17 protein-coding genes are annotated in these 17,893 nt (G+C 65.9%); 13 read left to right on the top strand and 4 right to left on the bottom strand.

Translation table 11 applies throughout. From position 1 onward, the window contains the following. Positions 1–126 precede the first annotated feature (126 nt). The 9 genes from serS (at position 127) to AAC050_RS10155 (ending at position 9,078) form a co-directional block, all read left to right on the top strand. Positions 127–1,659, top strand: coding sequence for a serine--tRNA ligase (gene serS, locus AAC050_RS10195; protein ID WP_339914967.1), 1,533 nt, complete (start codon positions 127–129; stop codon positions 1,657–1,659). A 162-nt stretch (positions 1,660–1,821) separates the two neighbouring features. Beyond that, on the top strand, positions 1,822–2,616 hold the full coding sequence (surE, locus tag AAC050_RS10190) for a 5'/3'-nucleotidase SurE (RefSeq protein ID WP_339914966.1): 795 nt from the start codon (positions 1,822–1,824) through the stop codon (positions 2,614–2,616). Between the two features lie 181 nt (positions 2,617–2,797). Then, complete coding sequence (locus AAC050_RS10185; RefSeq protein WP_339914965.1) at positions 2,798–3,442, top strand: protein-L-isoaspartate(D-aspartate) O-methyltransferase; 645 nt, start codon at positions 2,798–2,800, stop codon at positions 3,440–3,442. Between the two features lie 114 nt (positions 3,443–3,556). Beyond that, a complete protein-coding gene (locus tag AAC050_RS10180) occupies positions 3,557–4,612 on the top strand; it encodes a peptidoglycan DD-metalloendopeptidase family protein (RefSeq protein ID WP_339914964.1) in 1,056 nt (351 codons plus the stop codon). 223 nt (positions 4,613–4,835) lie between these two features. Further along, positions 4,836–5,141, top strand: a complete 306-nt coding sequence (gene yajC, locus AAC050_RS10175; protein WP_339914963.1) for a preprotein translocase subunit YajC — start codon at positions 4,836–4,838, stop codon at positions 5,139–5,141. A 28-nt stretch (positions 5,142–5,169) separates the two neighbouring features. After that, entirely contained in the window at positions 5,170–6,768 is a 1,599-nt protein-coding gene (gene secD / locus AAC050_RS10170) for a protein translocase subunit SecD (protein WP_339914962.1), read from the top strand. Beyond that, positions 6,768–7,736 carry a protein translocase subunit SecF gene (gene secF / locus AAC050_RS10165; protein ID WP_339914961.1) on the top strand — a complete coding sequence of 323 codons (969 nt, stop codon included), beginning with the start codon at positions 6,768–6,770 and terminating at the stop codon, positions 7,734–7,736. Before secD ends, secF begins: the two co-directional genes overlap by 1 nt. Before the next feature lie 93 nt (positions 7,737–7,829). Next, on the top strand, positions 7,830–8,450 hold the full coding sequence (locus tag AAC050_RS10160; RefSeq protein WP_339914960.1) for a urate hydroxylase PuuD: 621 nt from the start codon (positions 7,830–7,832) through the stop codon (positions 8,448–8,450). Then, a complete protein-coding gene (locus AAC050_RS10155) occupies positions 8,443–9,078 on the top strand; it encodes a squalene/phytoene synthase family protein (RefSeq protein WP_339914959.1) in 636 nt (211 codons plus the stop codon). Before AAC050_RS10160 ends, AAC050_RS10155 begins: the two co-directional genes overlap by 8 nt. Here AAC050_RS10155 and AAC050_RS10150 read toward each other — a convergent pair. Both AAC050_RS10150 and trmFO read right to left on the bottom strand, forming a co-directional pair. Continuing rightward, positions 9,075–9,275: a hypothetical protein gene (locus tag AAC050_RS10150; protein WP_339914958.1), complete on the bottom strand. Its 201-nt coding sequence runs from the start codon at positions 9,273–9,275 to the stop codon at positions 9,075–9,077. The two genes, AAC050_RS10155 and AAC050_RS10150, sit on opposite strands and share 4 nt — an antisense overlap. Next, complete coding sequence (trmFO, locus tag AAC050_RS10145; protein ID WP_339914957.1) at positions 9,275–10,678, bottom strand: methylenetetrahydrofolate--tRNA-(uracil(54)-C(5))-methyltransferase (FADH(2)-oxidizing) TrmFO; 1,404 nt, start codon at positions 10,676–10,678, stop codon at positions 9,275–9,277. Before trmFO ends, AAC050_RS10150 begins: the two co-directional genes overlap by 1 nt. 63 nt (positions 10,679–10,741) lie before the next feature. On the opposite strand from trmFO, the gene AAC050_RS10140 reads away from it, so the two are divergent. Together AAC050_RS10140 and AAC050_RS10135 are read left to right on the top strand one after the other, a co-directional pair. Next, positions 10,742–11,710 (top strand): hypothetical protein, encoded by a 969-nt coding sequence (locus tag AAC050_RS10140; protein WP_339914956.1) that lies wholly within the window; start codon positions 10,742–10,744, stop codon positions 11,708–11,710. A gap of 32 nt (positions 11,711–11,742) precedes the next feature. Next, positions 11,743–12,636 (top strand): hypothetical protein, encoded by an 894-nt coding sequence (locus tag AAC050_RS10135; RefSeq protein WP_339914955.1) that lies wholly within the window; start codon positions 11,743–11,745, stop codon positions 12,634–12,636. Between the two features lie 10 nt (positions 12,637–12,646). On the opposite strand, the gene uvrA is transcribed toward AAC050_RS10135, so the two are convergent. Further along, on the bottom strand, positions 12,647–15,586 hold the full coding sequence (gene uvrA / locus AAC050_RS10130) for an excinuclease ABC subunit UvrA (protein WP_339914954.1): 2,940 nt from the start codon (positions 15,584–15,586) through the stop codon (positions 12,647–12,649). Between the two features lie 312 nt (positions 15,587–15,898). On the opposite strand from uvrA, the gene AAC050_RS10125 reads away from it, so the two are divergent. Continuing rightward, the gene (locus AAC050_RS10125; RefSeq protein ID WP_339914953.1) at positions 15,899–17,005 is read left to right on the top strand and encodes a DUF5694 domain-containing protein; all 1,107 of its coding nucleotides are present in this window, start codon (positions 15,899–15,901) and stop codon (positions 17,003–17,005) included. Positions 17,006–17,070: 65 nt separating this feature from the next. On the opposite strand, the gene AAC050_RS10120 is transcribed toward AAC050_RS10125, so the two are convergent. Then, positions 17,071–17,577 (bottom strand): group III truncated hemoglobin, encoded by a 507-nt coding sequence (locus AAC050_RS10120; RefSeq protein ID WP_339914952.1) that lies wholly within the window; start codon positions 17,575–17,577, stop codon positions 17,071–17,073. A 143-nt stretch (positions 17,578–17,720) separates the two neighbouring features. Here AAC050_RS10120 and AAC050_RS10115 point away from each other — a divergent pair, with 143 nt between their 5' ends. Next, a complete protein-coding gene (locus AAC050_RS10115; RefSeq protein ID WP_339914951.1) occupies positions 17,721–17,861 on the top strand; it encodes a hypothetical protein in 141 nt (46 codons plus the stop codon). Positions 17,862–17,893: the final 32 nt, after the last annotated feature.

Genomic DNA, 17,893 nt, shown 5'->3' with positions numbered 1-17,893 from the left:
GCCCTGGACCGCCACGCCAAACTGACATGGTTGCTTCTCCCGCAAGGGGAGAAGGAAGTGGATGCGGGTGTTTGATCGACTCTGCGGGGGACGCTAGAGCATCGCTTCCTTCCGAGAGACTTCGCCATGCACGACATCAAAGCCATCCGTGAGACGCCCGAAGCCTATGTGGCCGGATGGTCGTCGCGTGGGCTGACGAATGCGCAGGCCGTGGTGGACACCATTCTGGCGCTGGATGTGGAGCTGCGCGCGGCCCAGACGACGGGGCAGGAGGCGCTGACGCAGCGCAATGCGGCTTCGAAGCTGATCGGCGCGGCGATGGCGAAGAAGGATCTGGCCGAGGCCGAGCGGCTGAAGGGTGAGGTCGAGAGCCTGAAGGTCGTGATCGCCACGGCGGGTGAGGTCGAGGCCGAAAAGGCCAGGGCCCTGAAAGACCTGCTGGCGAAACAGCAGAACCTGGCGGCGGCCGATGTGCCGGACGGGGCGGACGAGGCGGAGAATGTCGAAGTCTCGACCTGGGGCACGCCGCGTCGGACCGGACCGGCCAGGGATCATGCCGATCTGGGTGAGGCCATGGGGCTGCTGGATTTCGAGGCGGCGGCCAAGATGTCGGGGTCGCGCTTCGCGGTGCTGAAAGGCGGGCTGGCGCGGCTGGAACGGGCCGTGGGCCAGTTCATGCTGGACATGCAGACGTCCACGCCGGAAGGCGGCGCGCTTCACGGGTATCAGGAGGTGAATCCTCCGTATCTGGTTCGGGACGAGGCGATGTTTGGGACCGGGCAACTGCCGAAGTTCGAGGAGGACCTGTTTCGTGTCGAGGCTGTTGATTGGGAAGCTTTCGGACGAGAGGTAAAAATCGCAGCGGGAGAGTCGTTTGAAGCCGACCGAAGCGAGCTTGAGAATCTCCGCTCAAGGATGCTGGACATGCTTGATCCCGACACTTTCGGAATCGCGTGGAATGCGGTGCTTGCTCAGAGCAATGACTTGGCGCGTCAGAAGGATATGCCCGCTTTGCTGGATCGACTGCAGCATGGTGAGTTCTCTGACTGGCGCTACCTCATCCCCACCGCCGAGGTCTCCCTGACCAATCTCGTGCGCGAGCAGATCCTGTTGGAGGACGAGATCGCCACGCCGATGCGGCTGACGGCGCTGACGCCCTGTTTCCGCGCCGAGGCCGGGTCGGCGGGGCGCGATACGCGCGGCCTGATCCGCCAGCACCAGTTCCACAAGGTCGAGCTTGTTTCCATTACCCGGCCCGAGGATTCCGAGGCCGAGCACGAGCGGATGGTCGGCTGTGCCGAGGCGGTGCTGCAGGCGCTGGAGCTGCCCTATCGCAAGGTGCTACTGTGCAAGGGCGACATGGGGTTTGCGGCGCGCAAGACCTATGACCTCGAGGTCTGGCTGCCGTCGCAGGGGACGTATCGCGAGATCAGCTCGTGCTCGAACTGCGGTGATTTCCAGAGCCGCCGCATGGACGCGCGCTTCAAGCGGGCGGGCGAGAAGAAGACCGAGTTCGTGCACACGCTGAACGGCTCGGGCCTGGCGGTCGGGCGAACCCTGGTGGCGATCATGGAAAACTATCAGGACGAAGACGGGCGGATCGCGGTGCCCGGGGTGCTGCAGCGCTATATGCCCGAGGGTGTGACGCATGTGGGATGATGTTCAGGGTCCTTCCCCCATCTCGGGGGAAGGTGGGCGGCGGAGCCGCTCGGATGGGGGCCGCCGACGGGGGCTCCGGGCCGGGATGTGGGTCTGCGGACAGAGCCCCCATCCGTCTCGCGCTGCGAGCCACCTTCCCCCGAAATGGGGGAAGGAAGGGTAATGCGTATTCTTCTGACCAATGACGACGGGATCGCGGCCGAGGGACTGGCGTGTCTGGAGCGGATCGCGCGGGTGCTGTCGGACGACGTCTGGGTGGTGGCCCCGCAGGAGGAGCAGTCGGGCAAGGGACGGGGTATCACCCTGACCGAGCCGCTGCGGGTCAACCGGCTGGGTGACAAGCGGTTCGCCGTGACCGGGACGCCGACCGACTGTGTCGTGCTGGCGGTCAATGATTTGATGGGCGAGCAGCGGCCGGACCTGCTGCTGTCGGGGGTCAATCGCGGGCACAATGTCGGTGAGGACTGTTCCTATTCCGGCACCGTGGCCGGGGCGTTGCAGGGCATGGCCTTCGGCATCCGCTCGATCGCGCTGAGCCAGTCGCTGGAGCGGTTCCACGATGCGGTCACCGCCCACTGGGACACGGCTGAGACCTATGGTCCGCCGATCATCAGCCGGTTGCTGGCCCATCGCTGGGAGCCGGGCGTGGTGATGAACCTGAATTTCCCGGCCCTGCCGCCCGACGAGGTCAGTGAGGTCGAGGTCACACGTCAGGGCTTCCGTCAGGCCGGCGAGATGCATGCGGTCAAACGCACCGACCTGCGCGGGCGCGACTATTACTGGATGAGTTTCCGCGGCTCGAAACAGCAACACGCCGAGGGCACGGATCTGCGCGCCGTCGATGAGGGGCGGATTTCGGTCTCGCCGCTGCATATCGACCTGACGCACATGCCCAGCGTCAACGACCTGAAGGGCGTGCTGGGCGGGGCTCCGCCGAAGACGGTGGCGGCGGCATGAGGATGGTCTTTCCACTCCTTCCCCCCCTGCGGGGGAAGGTGGCTCGCGGAGCGAGACGGATGGGGGGTGAGACTCCCATTCGTCCGGATGTGCGCCGTTCGCCGGGGAACCTGCGGGCTGAACCAGCCCCCCCATCCGACCGGCTCCGCCGGCCACCTTCCCCCGCAAGGGGGGAAGGAAGATGAAACTCAATGACGAGCGCGCCGGGCGGCTGATCCTGTCGCTGCGTCAGCAGGGGGTCACCGATCCGCGCGTGCTGGCGGCGATGGAGTCGATCGACCGGGCCGTGTTCGTGCATGAGCGGTTTCTGGATCAGGCGTGGGAGGATCAGGCCCTGCCGATCGACTGTGCCCAGACCATCAGCCAGCCCTATATCGTCGGCCTGATGACCCAGGCCCTGGATGTGCAGCCGCGCCACCGGGTGCTGGAGATCGGCACCGGCAGTGGCTACCAGTGCGCGGTGCTGAGCCGGCTGGCCCGCTATGTCTATTCGGTGGAACGCTATCGCAGCCTGTTGACCGAGGCCGAGGGCAAGCTGAAGCTGCTGGAGATCGACAATGTCATCACCCGCCACGGTGACGGCGGTCTGGGCTGGCCGGAACAGGCCCCGTTCGACCGGATCATGGTCACGGCGGCTTCACCCAATGAGCCAACAGAGTTACTGAAACAGTTGAAACCTGGTGGCATTCTGGTGGCACCGGTCGGGCGGACCTCGGTGCAGATGCTGCATCGCTATACCGGTCAGGAGGACGGCTCGTTCGAGCGTGAAACCCTGAGCGAGGTGCGGTTCGTGCCGCTGGTCGAGGGCACGGCCAAGGAGGGATAAAGCGGTCGCCGTTAACCTTTCCGCCCAACTTTGGCACCCTTTGACGGGTTGGCTTGTGGGGACGGACCGGGCACACCGGGCACTGACAAATCGCGTTCGACACGGAGGGGCGGCATGACCGGCTTCAAGACCTGGACCAGGGTTCTGATCATCGCAGGTGCGGTGCTGACCACGGCGGCCTGCGCCAGCTATCCGAGCGAGCCGCGCTATTCGACGCGGGCGGTGCCGGCGGGACAGCGCGTCGCGCCGCCGGCCTATCCGCAGGGCGGGACCCCGGTCGAACCGGCGCGGTCCGCCTATGAGGCCCCGCTGCCGGCCCGGGCCCCGAGCGAACGCATCGAGGGCGGGTCGCTGGCGGCCCCGGGCGCGGCCACCCCGGCCTATCCGGCCTCGGCCTATGAGTCGCCGGCCTATACGCGCCCGCCACCGGCGGCGGGGGCTGCGGCCCTGTCGACGCGGGCGACCTATGAGATCCAGCCGGGTGACACCCTGTCGGGCGTGGGTCGACGCTTCCAGACTCCGGTGCAGTCGCTGATCGATCTGAATGATCTGGGACCGCGCGGGGCCATCACCACAGGCCAGCGCCTGCTTCTGCCCGAAATCGCCGTCGATACCGGCCGGGATCCCTATGCGACCGGCCCGTCGCCGGTCGGGGTCTATGTGCCCGAGGCCGGACGGCCCGCGCCGCCCCCGCCGCCGCCGCCGTCGGGCAATGCAGCCATGCCGCCAGCCCCGCGCCAGCCCGCTGCCGGCGCCCCGGCCGCGGCCGCGACGACGTCCTCGGTCAATCTGGACTGGCCGGTGCGGGGCGATATCCTGCGCCGTTTCGGGCCCGTGGGCATGGGCGAGCGCAACAACGGCATCAATATCGGAGCCTCGGCCGGGACCGAGGTCCGGGCGGCGGCAGCGGGCCGCGTCGGCTATGTCGGTGACGACCTGGCCGGGCAGGGGCTGACCGTTCTGGTCGTGCACCGTGACGGCTGGCGCTCGGTCTACGGCCATCTGGGCTCGGCCATGGTGCGCGACGGCGACGATGTTCGCGCCGGTCAGCAGATCGGCACGGTCGGTACGACGGCGGGTGACGGGCGGCCCTCGATCCATTTCGAGACCTGGCGGATGCGCGGCGACGAGCCGACCGCGATCGATCCCCTGACGGTGCTGCCGCGCTAGACCATTTTTGTTTCGGGTCGAGTCGATCCGAAACCAAAAAATGGTCCAGCATTATGCGGGAGCGAAATCTGAGCCGGACTGGACTTTCGTCCAACCCAACCGATTTCGCTCTGACTGAAATTGAAGCGGCGCGGCGCGTTGCATTGTCGGTCGGCGCACCCTAGTTTCCGCGCCTCATTTTAAGGGAGCACCGGCGACGGGCTCCGCGACCATGGAGAACGCTGTGCAGGGTATTCTGGAGGGACCGTTCGGGACCCTGATCTTCTTCGTTCCCGTCATCATCCTGTTCTACTTCATGCTGATCCGTCCGCAGCAGAAGCAGATGAAGCGCCATCGCGACATGGTAGCGGCGCTGAAGCGCGGCGACACCGTGGTGCTGTCCAACGGCATGATCGGCAAGGTCACCCGCGTCGAGAACGATGAGTCGATGGTCGAGATTTCCCAGGGCGTGAACGTCCGGGTGGTCAAGGCCATGATCACCGAGGTCCGCGACCGCACCGCCATCGCCGCCAACGACGCCAAGGCCTGATATCGCCTGAAAGGCCGGGGTTCTCCCAATGATCCATCTGTCCCGCTGGAAGGTCATCCTTCTCGCCGCCTCGCTCGCGTTCGGCCTGCTGTTCGGCTACGCCAACCTGCTGTCTCCGGCCCAGCGGGAGGCCCTGCCGGGCTGGCTGCCGAAGAATACGCTGAACCTGGGTCTCGACCTGCAGGGCGGATCCTATCTGCTGCTGGAAGTCGACGTGCCGGCGATGCGCGAGAAGCGCACCACCAATCTGGTCGAGGACGTGCGCATGGTTCTGCGCGAGGCCCGGATCGCCACCAACAGCCTGCAGCGCGAACCGGCCGGGGTGATGGTGACCGTCGCTGACGCCGGTCAGTATGACGCGGCCTTTGAGGCCCTGCGGAACCTGGGCGGACGGCCGGGGGCTAACGGGACAGTCGAACGTCAGGCGCAGCGCCTGTCGGGCAATCGCATCCGGTTCAGCTTTACCGACGCGACCCTGAACAGCATGAGCGCCACGGCGGTCGATCAGTCGATCGAGGTGGTGCGTCGCCGCCTCGACAAGACCGGCACCAAGGAAATCTCCATCACCCGCCAGGGGGCCGAGCGGATCGTGATCCAGGCCCCGGGCGAGAACGATCCCGCCGCGCTGGAGCGGATCATCGGCCAGACGGCCCAGCTGACTTTCCAGATGGTCGATTCCGAGAATTCGGTCGAGGAGGCCCTGGCCGGACGCGTGCCGCCGGATTCGGAACTGATGATCGGCGAGGACGGCACCTCCTATCTGGTCAAGCGCCGGGTGCTGGTGTCGGGCGAGAACCTGACCCAGGCCAATGTCACCAGTGACCAGAACAACCGGCCGGCCATCGGCTTCCGCTTCGACGGGACCGGTGCGCGCCGCTTCGCCGAGGCCACGGCGGCCAATATCGGCAAGCCTTTCGCCATCATCCTCGATGGCAAGGTGATCTCGGCCCCGCGGATCAATACGGCCATCACCGGCGGTTCGGGGATCATCGAGGGCAGTTTCACCATCGCTTCGGCCTCGGAGCTGGTGAACCTGTTGAACGGCGGGGCCCTGCCGGCTCCGCTGAAGGTCGAGGAGCGCCGCACGGTGACGGCCGAGTTGGGGGCTGATGCGGTCGCCGCCGGCAAGCTGTCGACGATGATTGGCTTCCTGATCATCGTGGCCTTCATGATCGGGGCCTACGGCCTGTTGTTCGGCGGTATCTCGGTGATCGGTCTGGTGCTCAACGGCCTGCTGATCATCGCCGCCATGTCCCTGACCCAGGCGACCCTGACCCTGCCCGGTATCGCCGGTCTGGTGCTGACCTTCGCCGTGGCCGTGGACGCCAATGTGCTGATCTATGAGCGGATGCGGGACGAGGCCCGGTCCGGGCGCTCGGTCATCGCCTCGATGGACGCCGGCTTCGGCAAGGCCTGGGGCACGATCATGGACGCCAATGTCACCACCCTGGTGGCGGCGGCGATCATGTTCATCTTCGGCGCGGGCCCGGTGCGCGGCTTTGCCTGGACCCTGAGCATCGGCGTCGTCACTTCGATGCTTTCGGCGATCCTGACGGCCCAGGTCCTGCTGGCCTACTGGCTCAAGGTTGCCAAACCCAAGAAACTGCCAATCGCGGACGCGGAGTGATGACGATGCGTGGATGGCCCCTGATCAAAGTCTTGCCCGTCAAGACCAATTTCCAATTCGTCAAATACGCCCGCTATGCCGCAGTGCTGTCCGTGGTGCTGTGCGTCGCTTCGCTCGTCAGCGTCTTTGTGCCCGGCCTCAACATGGGCATCGATTTCCGCGGCGGCGCGGCAATGGAGTTGACCCGCAGCGGCGATCAGGTCCTGGACCTGGCCGTAGTGCGTGGCGCGGTCAATGAACTGGGCATCGGCGACGTCGGGGTGCAGGGCATCGATACCGACAGCAGTGCCATCGTCCGCTTCCAGGTGCCGGACGGCGAAGAGCAGACCGCCGTCGTGCAACGGGTGCAGACCGCGATCAGTGGCGCGGTCAGTGACGTGACCTTCTCGGGCGTTTCGATTGTCGGCTCCAAGGTCTCGGGCGAGCTGTTCACCAAGGGCTTGTTGGCCCTGGGCATGGCCGTGGTGCTGATGTTCGTCTACATCTGGTTCCGCTTCGAGCCGCAGTTCGGGTTCGGAGCCGTGGCCGGTCTTGTCCACGATGTGATCCTGACCTTCGGCCTGATTGTGCTGTTCAAGCTGGAGTTCAACCTGAACATGGTTGCGGCCATCCTGACCGTCATCGGCTATTCGATGAACGACACTGTCGTGGTGTTCGACCGCCTTCGCGAGAACCTGCGCAAATATAAAACCATGCCCCTGGGCGAGGTCATCGACCTGTCGATCAACGAGACCCTGTCGCGGACCATCATCACCGGTCTGACCGCGGTGATGGTGCTGGCGGCCCTGGCCGTTTACGGCGGCGCGGCCCTGTTCGGCTTCTCGCTGGCCCTGATGTTCGGCATCATCATCGGCACCTATTCGTCGATCTATGTCGGCGCGCCGATCATCCTGCTGTGGGGCGTGCGGCGTGGGGCCAGGGACGAGGAAGCCAAGGCGATCAAGCTGGGCATGGCCAGCCGCCCCTAGAGACGGTCTGGACCCGGCCGTATTCCCGCCGGGCCCGCCCGGGTCTAGGATAATCAATCGTCGCGAATCGCGCTGCCTTGGGAGGGGCTGGATATGGGTAAGCTGCTGTCGAATTTCCGTAACACCATTCTGCTGAGCGCCCTGCTCGCGGCGGTGATGATCTATGCCTTCGGTCGGGTCTCACCCGGCGGTTTTGACGGCCAGTTCTGGCAGGCCGTGCTGCGCTGGACCCATGTGGTGGCGGGCATCCTGTGGATCGGCCTGCTTTGGTATTTCAACCTGGTCCAGATCCGGGTCATGCCGGCGATCCCGGCCGAGCTGAAACCGGCCATCGGCAAATATATCGCTCCCGAGGCCCTGTTCTGGTTCCGCTGGTCGGCGCTGGCGACCGTGGTTGCCGGTCTGGGCGTCATGTTCAGCCGCGGTCACGCCTATGCGATCGAGGTGCTGTCGTTCGGTCTGGCCGGAGGACTGACCGAGGATCAGAAGGGCTTCACCCTGATGGGGGTCGGCGTGTGGCTGGCCATCATCATGTTCCTGAACGTCTGGGGCATCATCTGGCCGAACCAGAAGCGCGCCCTGGGCATGATCGTCGTCGATGACGCGGCCAAGGCCAAGGCCGCCCGGATGGCCATGCTGGGCAGCCGCACCAACACCCTGCTGTCGCTGCCGATGCTGACGGCGATGGCGATGTACCAGACGCTGTTTGGCTGATCCTGCGACCACGCTCGACGATCAGGTTCGCGCCGTCGACATCGACCGCTGGCTGTCCAGTCGGTTCGTGTCCGATGCGGCGGTGCGGGCGGATCTGATCACCCTCTATGCCTTTGAGGCCGAACTGCTGACCATCCCGACGCGGGTGACCCAGCCGCTGCTGGCCGAGATGCGCTATGTCTGGTGGCGCGAGCAGATGGACGGGGTGTTTGCCGGTACCGCCCACAAGGGTCATCCGGTGCTGGAGGCCCTGACCGATGTGGTGGCGCGGCACGGACTGGAACGCGCCCCGTTCGACACCCTGATCGAGGCCCATGTGGGCCGGGTGCACGGCGAGCCGCACGATCTGGACGCCTTCTATGTCGGGCCGATGCAGGCGGCAGTGCAGGTGCTGGCCGGGCCGGGCCATCAGGACAAGGTGGTCGAGGCCGGGCGGATGTGGGGTCTGGGCCAGACCGGGCAGACCGGCGCGGCGCGGGCCTTGCGGTCGACGGCGAACGCGGCCCTGAAGGGACTGCCGGCCGAGGCCTTTCCGGCGGTGGCCCCTGCGACCCTGACACGGCGGGAGACGCCGGAGCCACTGAAGCGATTGCGGCTGGTGTGGGCGGTCCTGCGGGGGCGGGTCTAGCCTTCCGTGCGTTCGAGCTTTTCGATGCGGCGGTCCAGATCAGCGACGATGGACTCCAGTCGGGTTTTCTCCGAGGCCATGTCGACCGGGGTGCCGTCCTCGTAGTTGATCTGCGCGCCTCCGGTGATCAGGTCGAGCCGGTAGATGGCGGTGACGCGACGGGCCTTGAGGCGATCCAGTTCGGCTTGCTGCACCATCAACCCGCGTCCCGCCACGCCTTCAGCGCCTCCAGCGCCCGGATGCTCATCAGCCGCTTCTTGGCCCGGCCGCGTTGTTTGAGGGGAATCTTGACCCCGGCCTCGTCGACCTTGGGCGCTTCCAGCGGTGGCAGCAGGCCGTAGTTGATGTTCATCGGCTGGAATTTGGAGATGCCGCCGGGGCCGTCGAGGTGGCCGCCGGTGATGTGTTCGACCAGCGCCCCCATGGCGGTGTGGACCGGCGGGGACTCCAGCGGGCGGCCGAGCCGTTCGGCGGCGGCAAGACGACCGGTCAGCAGGCCCATGGCGGCGCTCTCGACATAGCCCTCGACCCCGGTGACCTGACCGGCGAAACGCAGGCGCGGCTGGGCCTTGAGGCGCAGCTGACGGTCCAGCAGCTTGGGGCTGTTGAGGAAGGTGTTGCGGTGCAGGCCGCCGAGGCGGGCGAACTGGGCCTCGTGCAGGCCGGGGATCATGCGGAAGATCTCGGCCTGGGCCCCGTGTTTCAGCTTGGTCTGGAAACCGACCATGTTGAACAGGGTGCCGAGGGCATTGTCCTGACGCAGCTGAACGATGCCATAGGCTTTCACCTGGGGGTCGCGCGGATTGGTCAGGCCGACCGGCTTCATCGGGCCGTGGCGCAGGGTTTCGCGACCCCGTTCGGCCATCACCTCGATCGGCAAACAGCCGTCGAAATAGGGGACGTTCTCCCATTCCTTGAACTCGGCCTTGGGCCCGTCCAGCAGGGCATCGATGAAGGCCTCGTACTGCTCCTTGTTCATCGGACAGTTGACGTAGGCGGCCGCGTCGCCGCCGGGGCCTTCCTTGTCGTAGCGCGACTGACGCCAGGCGATGTCGAAATCGATGCTGTCGGCGTGGACGATGGGGGCGATGGCGTCGAAGAAGCTGAGCGCGTCCTCGCCGGTCAGGTCGAGGATGGCGGCGGCGAGGGCCGGGGAGGTCAGCGGGCCGCTGGCGACGATGACATTGTCCCAGTCCGCAGGTGGCAGGCCGGCGATCTCTTCCCGGACGATGGTGATCAGGGGGTGGGCCTCGAGTTCGGTGGTGACCGCCTGCGAGAAGCCGTCGCGGTCGACGGCCAGCGCGCCGCCGGCGGGCACCTGATGGGCGTCGCCGCAGCGCATGATGATCGAGTCGAGCGCCCGCATCTCGGCGTGCAACAGGCCGACGGCGTTATGCTCCCAGTCGTCGGAGCGGAACGAGTTGGAACAGACCAGCTCGGCCAGACCGTCGGTGTGGTGGGCATCGGTCTTCACCCCGGGCACGCCGCGCATCTCGTGCAGGATGACGGGGACACCGGCCGAGGCGATCTGCCAGGCGGCTTCGGACCCGGCGAGACCGCCGCCGATGATGTGAATGGGGGCGGGGGAGGAGGCTGTCATGCGCGGCTTCTAGCCTTGCCGTCTCATCCGGGCTAGCTTGGCCGTGGGCAATAGGGGGATCTAATGGCCAGATTTGCAATTGATACGGCGTTTGCCGATGCGTTCAGGCTGATCCGGGGGCGTCCCATTTCAGTATTTGTGTGGGGATTGCTGGTGGTTGTGCCGGTTATCGTCGGGCTGGGTCTGATGATGCCCATGATGGGTGCGATGATCGTCGAGGACATCCACGGCGGACTGGCCACGGGTCCTGATTTTGCCCGGATGCTTCAGTTTCAGGGGCTGAGCGGTCTGCTGAACATCGTGCAGATGCTGGTGCTGGTCGTGGTCTATACGGCGATCATGCGCGCCATCGTCCGCCCGACGGAGCGGGCCTTTTTCTCCCTGCGGATCGGCATGGACGAGCTGCGGGTGGCCGTGGTCGGGCTGGCCATAATGGTCGGCATCTATGCGGCCGTGTTCGCCCTGGGTCTGCTGGGCGTGGCGATCGGGTTCGGGGTCTGGCAGATGGGGGCCCCGACGAACTGGCTGATCATTGTGGCGATGGTCCTGATCCTGGTGGTGGGCGTGTGGCTGGCCATGGCGAGACTCAGCCTGCTGGCCCCGGCCAGCGTCCTGTACCGAACCTTTGCCTTCGCCGAGGGCTGGAAATTGGGCCGTGGCCAGACCGGGCGGCTGTTCGGAATGATGCTCCTGCTTTGCCTGATGATCCTGGCGATCGAGATGGTGCTGGTGATGATCGGCATGGTCGTGCTCGGCATTACCGCGACCGGGATGAATTGGACCGAACATATGCACGACGCCGCGATGTGGACGGACCTGGAAGACTGGCGCGAGATGACGCCGTGGCTGATCGCCAACTGGCCCTGGTGCGTGCTGCTCGGGGTGGTGCTGTCGTTCCTCTACGGGATGTTCGTTACCCTGGCCGTGGCCCCGTTCGCCTCGGCCTGCCGCCAGCTGGCCGAGAGCAGCGTGACACCGGAACCTGCGCCGATCGTGCAGGACGCGGCCCCGTCGGATGCGGTAGAACTCTGACCTGCCGTTTCTGAATCGCCGTGAGTATGCCGATGACGTTTTCCGCCACCGAGGCCGCCTTTGAAGGCTTTCGCCTTGTTCGCCGCCGCCCGTTGACCGTCGTGTTCTGGTGGCTGGTCTATGTGGCCGTCTTCGGCGCGCTGTTTGCCGTGGCCGGAACCTCGTTGCCGGGGATGATGGTGGCGGTTCAGGAGATGGAAGGGAAGTCCGACCCTAGCACGGCCGAGCTGATGGCGTTGGGGCGAACCTTCCTCGGCGTCATGAGTCTGGCGATGCCGCTGGGGCTGCTGGCCTCAACCGTGCTGAACGCCGCCGTCGCCCGGGCGGTCGTGCGGCCGGCCGAGAGTGGCTGGGGCTATCTGCGGATCGGCATGGACGAGTTGCGGGTGCTGGGTGTCAGCCTGGTTCTGGGGCTCGCCTTCATCCTGATCGAGGTCGTATGTTTTGGTCTGCTGGGCCTGCTGACGGGCCTTACCCGGGCCAGTGGGATACCGATGATGTGGGTCGTCGTGGTTCTGGCCGGGTTCGCCGCGGTGGCCTTCCTCGTCTGGTTGATGGTGCGGTTCAGCCTCGCCATTCCGATCGTGGTGGCCGAGCGACGCTGGGCGTTGTTCGAGTCCTTTGCCCTGACCCGCGGTCATTTCTGGCCGTTGCTGGGCATGGCCCTGCTGGCCTGGGTGATGACGATGCTGGTCGCCCTGCTGGGCGGGATCGCCGCCCTGCCGGTGACCCTGACGACCGGTGGGCTGAAGGGACTGGCGGCGTATGACGGCCTGTCGGCGCTGGAGCTGGTTCAGGTGGCGGCTCCGGCCATCCTCGGCTGGGTCGTCATCAACGCCATCCTGTCGGCCCTGCAGCTGGCGGTGATGTATGCGCCGTTCTCGGCCGCCTATCGTGGTCTGAAGGGATTGCCGGACGCGGACTGACGGCGGCCGGTCAGGCGCGCGTTTTCGCCCGGCCCGGTTTCGCCGTCGTCGTATCACTGACCAGCGCCGCCACGCGCGCCTTGCGACGGGTCTCGTGGCGGTCGAGCACCTGTTTGAGGTAGCGGCCGGTCCAGCTGGCCGGATCGGCGGCGACCTGTTCCGGGGTGCCGACCGCGACGATCTCGCCGCCGCCCTCGCCACCCTCGGGCCCGAAGTCGAGCAGCCAGTCGGCGACCTTGATGACGTCGAGATTGTGCTCGATGACGACGATGGTATTGCCGGCCTCGACCAGTTCCTGGAGCACTTCCAGCAGTTTGCGGATGTCCTCGAAATGCAGGCCGGTCGTCGGCTCGTCGAGGATGTAGAGGGTCTTGCCGGTGGCCCGTTTCGACAGCTCCTTGGACAGTTTGACCCGCTGGGCCTCACCGCCGGACAGGGTGGTGGCCGACTGGCCGACCTGGACATAGCCGAGGCCGACCCGTTCCAGGGTCAGCATCTTGTCGCGGATCGGCGGCACGGCCTTGAAGAAGCTGGCGGCCTCCTCAACCGTCATATCAAGAACGTCGGATATGCTCTTGCCCTTGAAAACGATTTCCAGCGTTTCGCGGTTGTACCTTTTGCCCTTGCAGACGTCGCAGGTGACGTAGACGTCCGGCAGGAAATGCATCTCGATCTTGATCAGGCCGTCGCCGGAACAGGCCTCGCAGCGGCCGCCCTTGACGTTGAAGCTGAAGCGACCGGGGCCGTAACCGCGGGCCTTGGACTCGGGCAGGCCGGCGTACCAGTCGCGGATCGGGCCGAAGGCCCCGGTATAGGTGGCCGGGTTGGAGCGCGGGGTGCGGCCGATCGGGCTCTGGTCGATGTCAATGACCTTGTCGAAATTCTCCAGCCCCTCGATGCGGTCGAAATTAGCCGGGGCGTCAGACGCATTGTGCAGGCGGCGGGCGGCGGCCTTGTACAGGGTTTCGATGGTGAAGGTGGACTTGCCGCCGCCGGACACGCCGGTGATGCAGGTGAACAGGCCGACCGGGATCTCGCCGGTGACGCTCTTGAGATTGTTGCCCGTGGCCCCGCTGATCTTCAGCATTTTCTTGCGGTTGACCGGGCGGCGGCCGTCGACGGGCAGGGCGATCTCGCGCTCGCCGGACAGGTATTTGCCGGTCAGGGAGTTGGGATTGGCCAGCACCTCGGTCGGGGTGCCCTCGGCGCAGATCTCACCACCATGGATGCCGGCGGCCGGGCCCATGTCGATGACATAGTCGGCGGTGAGGATGGCCTCCTCGTCATGCTCGACCACCAGCACGGAATTGCCGAGGTCGCGAAGGCCGCGCAGGGATTCGAGCAGGCGGGAATTGTCGCGCTGGTGCAGGCCGATCGAAGGCTCGTCCAGCACATAGAGGACGCCGGTCAGGCCCGAGCCAATCTGGCTGGCCAGACGGATACGCTGGCTCTCGCCGCCGGACAGGGTGCCCGAGGCGCGGGACAGGCTGAGATAGTCGAGGCCGACATTGTTGAGGAAGCGCAGCCGGTCGCTGATCTCCTTGAGGATGCGGCGGCCGATCTCGAGCTGTTTGTCGGTCAGTCGCTCGGCCAGGGTCGAAACCCAGAGGTAGGCTTTCGAAATCGACAGGAAGCTGATGTCGGCGATGTCGGATCCGTCGATGCGGACGGCCAGGGCCTCGGGCTTCAGGCGTTTGCCACCGCAGGCCTCGCACGGGGTTTCGGACTGGTAGCGGCCCAGTTCCTCGCGCACCCAGGCGCTGTCGGTCTCGCGCCAGCGACGCTCCAGATTGGGCAGGACGCCTTCGAAGGTCTTGGAGACCTCATAGGTGCGGGCGTTGTCGTCATAGACGAATTTGATCTTTTCCGAGCCGGTGCCGCGCAGGATGACCTGCTGGGCCTGTTCCGGCAGGTCGCGCCACGGCTTGTCCATCGAGAAGCCGTAGTGGCGGGCCAGGGCCTGCAGGGTCTGGGTGTAGAGGGGCGAGGGACCGCGCGACCAGGGCGCAACGGCCCCCTTGTGCAGGACCTTGTCGCGGTCGGGGACGACCAGATCAGCATCGAAGGCCAGTTTGACCCCGAGGCCGTCGCAGGTCGGACAGGCCCCGAACGGATTGTTGAATGAGAACAGGCGCGGTTCGATCTCGGCGATGGTGAAGCCGGAAACCGGGCAGGCGAATTTCTCGGAGAAGACGATGCGACGCGGCTCCTCACCCTCGGGCGGACTGGCCCATTCGGCGGTGGCCAGGCCGTCGGCCAGGTTCAGGGCCGTCTGCAGGCTGTCGGCATAGCGGGCCTCAAGCCCGGCCTTGGTGACGATGCGGTCGACGACGATGTCGATGTCGTGTTTGAACTTCTTGTCGAGAACCGGCGCGTCCTCGATGGCATAGAACTGGCCGTCGATCTTGAGCCGCTGGAAGCCGGTGCGCTGCCATTCGGCGATCTCCTTGCGGTATTCGCCCTTGCGGCCGCGCACGACCGGGGCCAGCAGCAGCAGACGCTCGCCGTCGGGCAGGGCGGTCAGCTTGTCGACCATCATGGAGACGGTCTGGCTCTCAATCGGCAGGCCGGTGGCGGGCGAATAGGGCACGCCGACCCGGGCCCAGAGCAGGCGCATATAGTCGTGGATCTCGGTCACCGTGCCGACGGTCGAGCGTGGGTTCTTCGAGGTCGTCTTCTGTTCGATGGAGATGGCCGGCGACAGGCCCTCGATCAGGTCGACGTCGGGCTTGCCCATCAGTTCGAGGAACTGGCGGGCGTAGGCGCTCAGGCTCTCGACATAGCGGCGCTGGCCCTCGGCATAGATGGTGTCGAAGGCGAGCGAGGATTTGCCCGAACCGGACAGACCGGTCATCACGACCAGCTTCTCGCGCGGGATGTCGACGTCCACGCCCTTGAGATTGTGTTCGCGGGCACCGCGGACGCGGATGAAATTGTGTTTTTCGGTCATGAAATCCGGAAACGCGCAGGGGTCGGGCAGGGTTCGAGGCGACACCGCTATATGGGGATCAATTCGACCGTTTCAGCAAGAACAATGTGAGAACATTGTGTGGAGCAGGCAGCCTGTCCGATCCCATTTTTGCAAAGCGATGCTCTTTGCACAGGCGGGCAGGGGTCACCTCCAGCCCTGGAGGGCCCAAGCGCTGACTGGTATGGGGGCTGTAAAGCTGTCCGAAAATTAACGGGCTCCGGGCTCCGTTCCGTCGGATAGTTCCACCCATCAGCCGATGGCTGTCGAACCAGGCCGTACAGGAAGAGGCAAATGAGACGTCTGAACAAGGGGACCTTGCTTGCCGTGTTGGTCATGACCTTCGGCGCGCTTCCGGCGCTTGCGGCCGCTCAATCCCGCGAGGAATATCGTGTCCCGTTCCACCCCGACCAACTGAAGGGGCCCGCGGTCGGCGCACCGAACGCGGTGCTCGTTCTCGGGACGCCTCATCTCTCCGGCCTGGGGGATACGTTTCAGCCCGAGATGTTGTTGCCCCTGCTGACCCGGCTTGAGATCTGGGGGCCCACCGCCATCGCGACCGAGGACGTGTCCGGTCTGCAGTGCGACAGCCTTCGGCGTTACCCGACCCGCTACGCCGACACCGTGAAGGCCTATTGCCCCGATCCCACAGCGGCGGGGCTGGCCACCGGACTGGATGTGCCCGCCGCCAACGCCGAGGCGGAACGGATGCTGGCGGCCTGGCCCGACCAGCCGTTACCGCAACAAAGGCGACGACTGGCAGCGGTCTTCCTGGCTGCGGGAGAGCCGGGATCGGCGCTGGTGCAATGGCTTCGGCTGACGCCCGGTGAGCGGCGGGCGGAAGACGGTCTGACGGAAGACCTCGTGACAGCCCTGAATCGACGGAAAGATCGGCGCAACGAGAGCGGCCTCATCGCCGCCGCCCTGGCCGCGCGACTGGGACTGGAACGCCTGTGGAGCGTGGATGACCATTCGGCGGATACTCCCGATCCGGCGGATCCGGATGCCTATGGAGCGGCGATCACGCGCGCCTGGGACAATCCCGCGACCCATGCCCGCCAGGAGGAGGAGGTCCGCCTGACGGCCGGCCTTACCGGCGAAAACGGCCTGCTCGATCTGTACCGCGCCTACAATGCGCCCGAAGCGCCGCTGCTGGTCTATCAGTCGGATTTCGGTGCCGCCCTGATGGAACCTTCTCCGCAGGGGTATGGTCGTGGCTATGTCGCCTACTGGGAGACGCGCAATCTGCGCATGGTGGCAAATATACGGGAGGTGCTTGGCCGTCGTCCCGGCACCCGGCTTCTGGCGATCGTGGGGGCATCCCACAAGGGCTACTATGAAGCCTATCTCGACCAGATGCATGACGTGCAGCTGATTGACGCCATTGCGGTTCTGCGTTGAAGGGATGGGTTCCTTCCGCCGTACGTCCCTGTCCCGTTGGATCGAACGCGCCTGACGTGAAAACCTTATTCCTCGCGGAATTCCGTCGGCCCCGACGCCTCGGTCGGTCGGACATAGCGTTCGCCCTTGCGCACCAGAACGCCGTTGGCCCCGGCGATGCCCAGTTCGAGGCTTTCGGCGATGCGTTCGGCCCGTTCGATGAAGTGATCGGCCGCCGCCGGCGGGCAGATGTCGCGGGCTGTGGCCCGGAACAGCTCGAGCCAGCGGTCGAAATGGCGACCGTCGACCGGCAGGGGCAGGTGTTTGGGCATGGGGCGACCGTGATAGACGCCGGTCATCAGGGCCACCGAAGACCAGAACAGCTTCATCTGGGCCAGGTGAGGCCCCCAGTCGCGGATACGGTCGGCGAAGACAGGGCCGATCAGGGCATCCTCGCGGACCCGGTCGTAGAAGGCGTCGACCAGCCGGGCGATCATGGGTTCGTCGATGCCGGTCTCGGCTTCGATCCGGCGAACGGCGGTCTCGCGCCGCGAGGACGGATCGGATGCGGGATCAGGAGGAAGGTGGCTCACCCGGGCACAGATAGCCTTTGGTCGGGGACGGGGCCACCGGGCGCGACGCTTGGTCGCCGCGGGGTGGCGATTGCCGGAAATCGCTTGCGGAGCACAGGGGGAATGCCCATTCTTCGGTTCGCGTTTGTACAAGAGGCCCGACGATGATGATCAGCGCTCTGGAAATCGGTTTCGTGCTGTCCCTTGCTGCCGCTGTGGTGGGTCTTGTGTCCTGCGCGCCGCGCCCCAAGCCCGTGCCGATCCGTATCCGCGCTGATCGTTCGCGGCGGCACCCGGACGCCTGACGCCCAATCGTTTCTATCCCGCTGATCCATAG

Source organism: uncultured Brevundimonas sp., assembly GCF_963974615.1.
Classification (GTDB): Bacteria; Pseudomonadota; Alphaproteobacteria; order Caulobacterales; family Caulobacteraceae; genus Brevundimonas.
The sequence above is the reverse complement of the archived record's forward strand: the minus strand, read 5'-3'. Positions and strand labels throughout refer to the sequence as shown.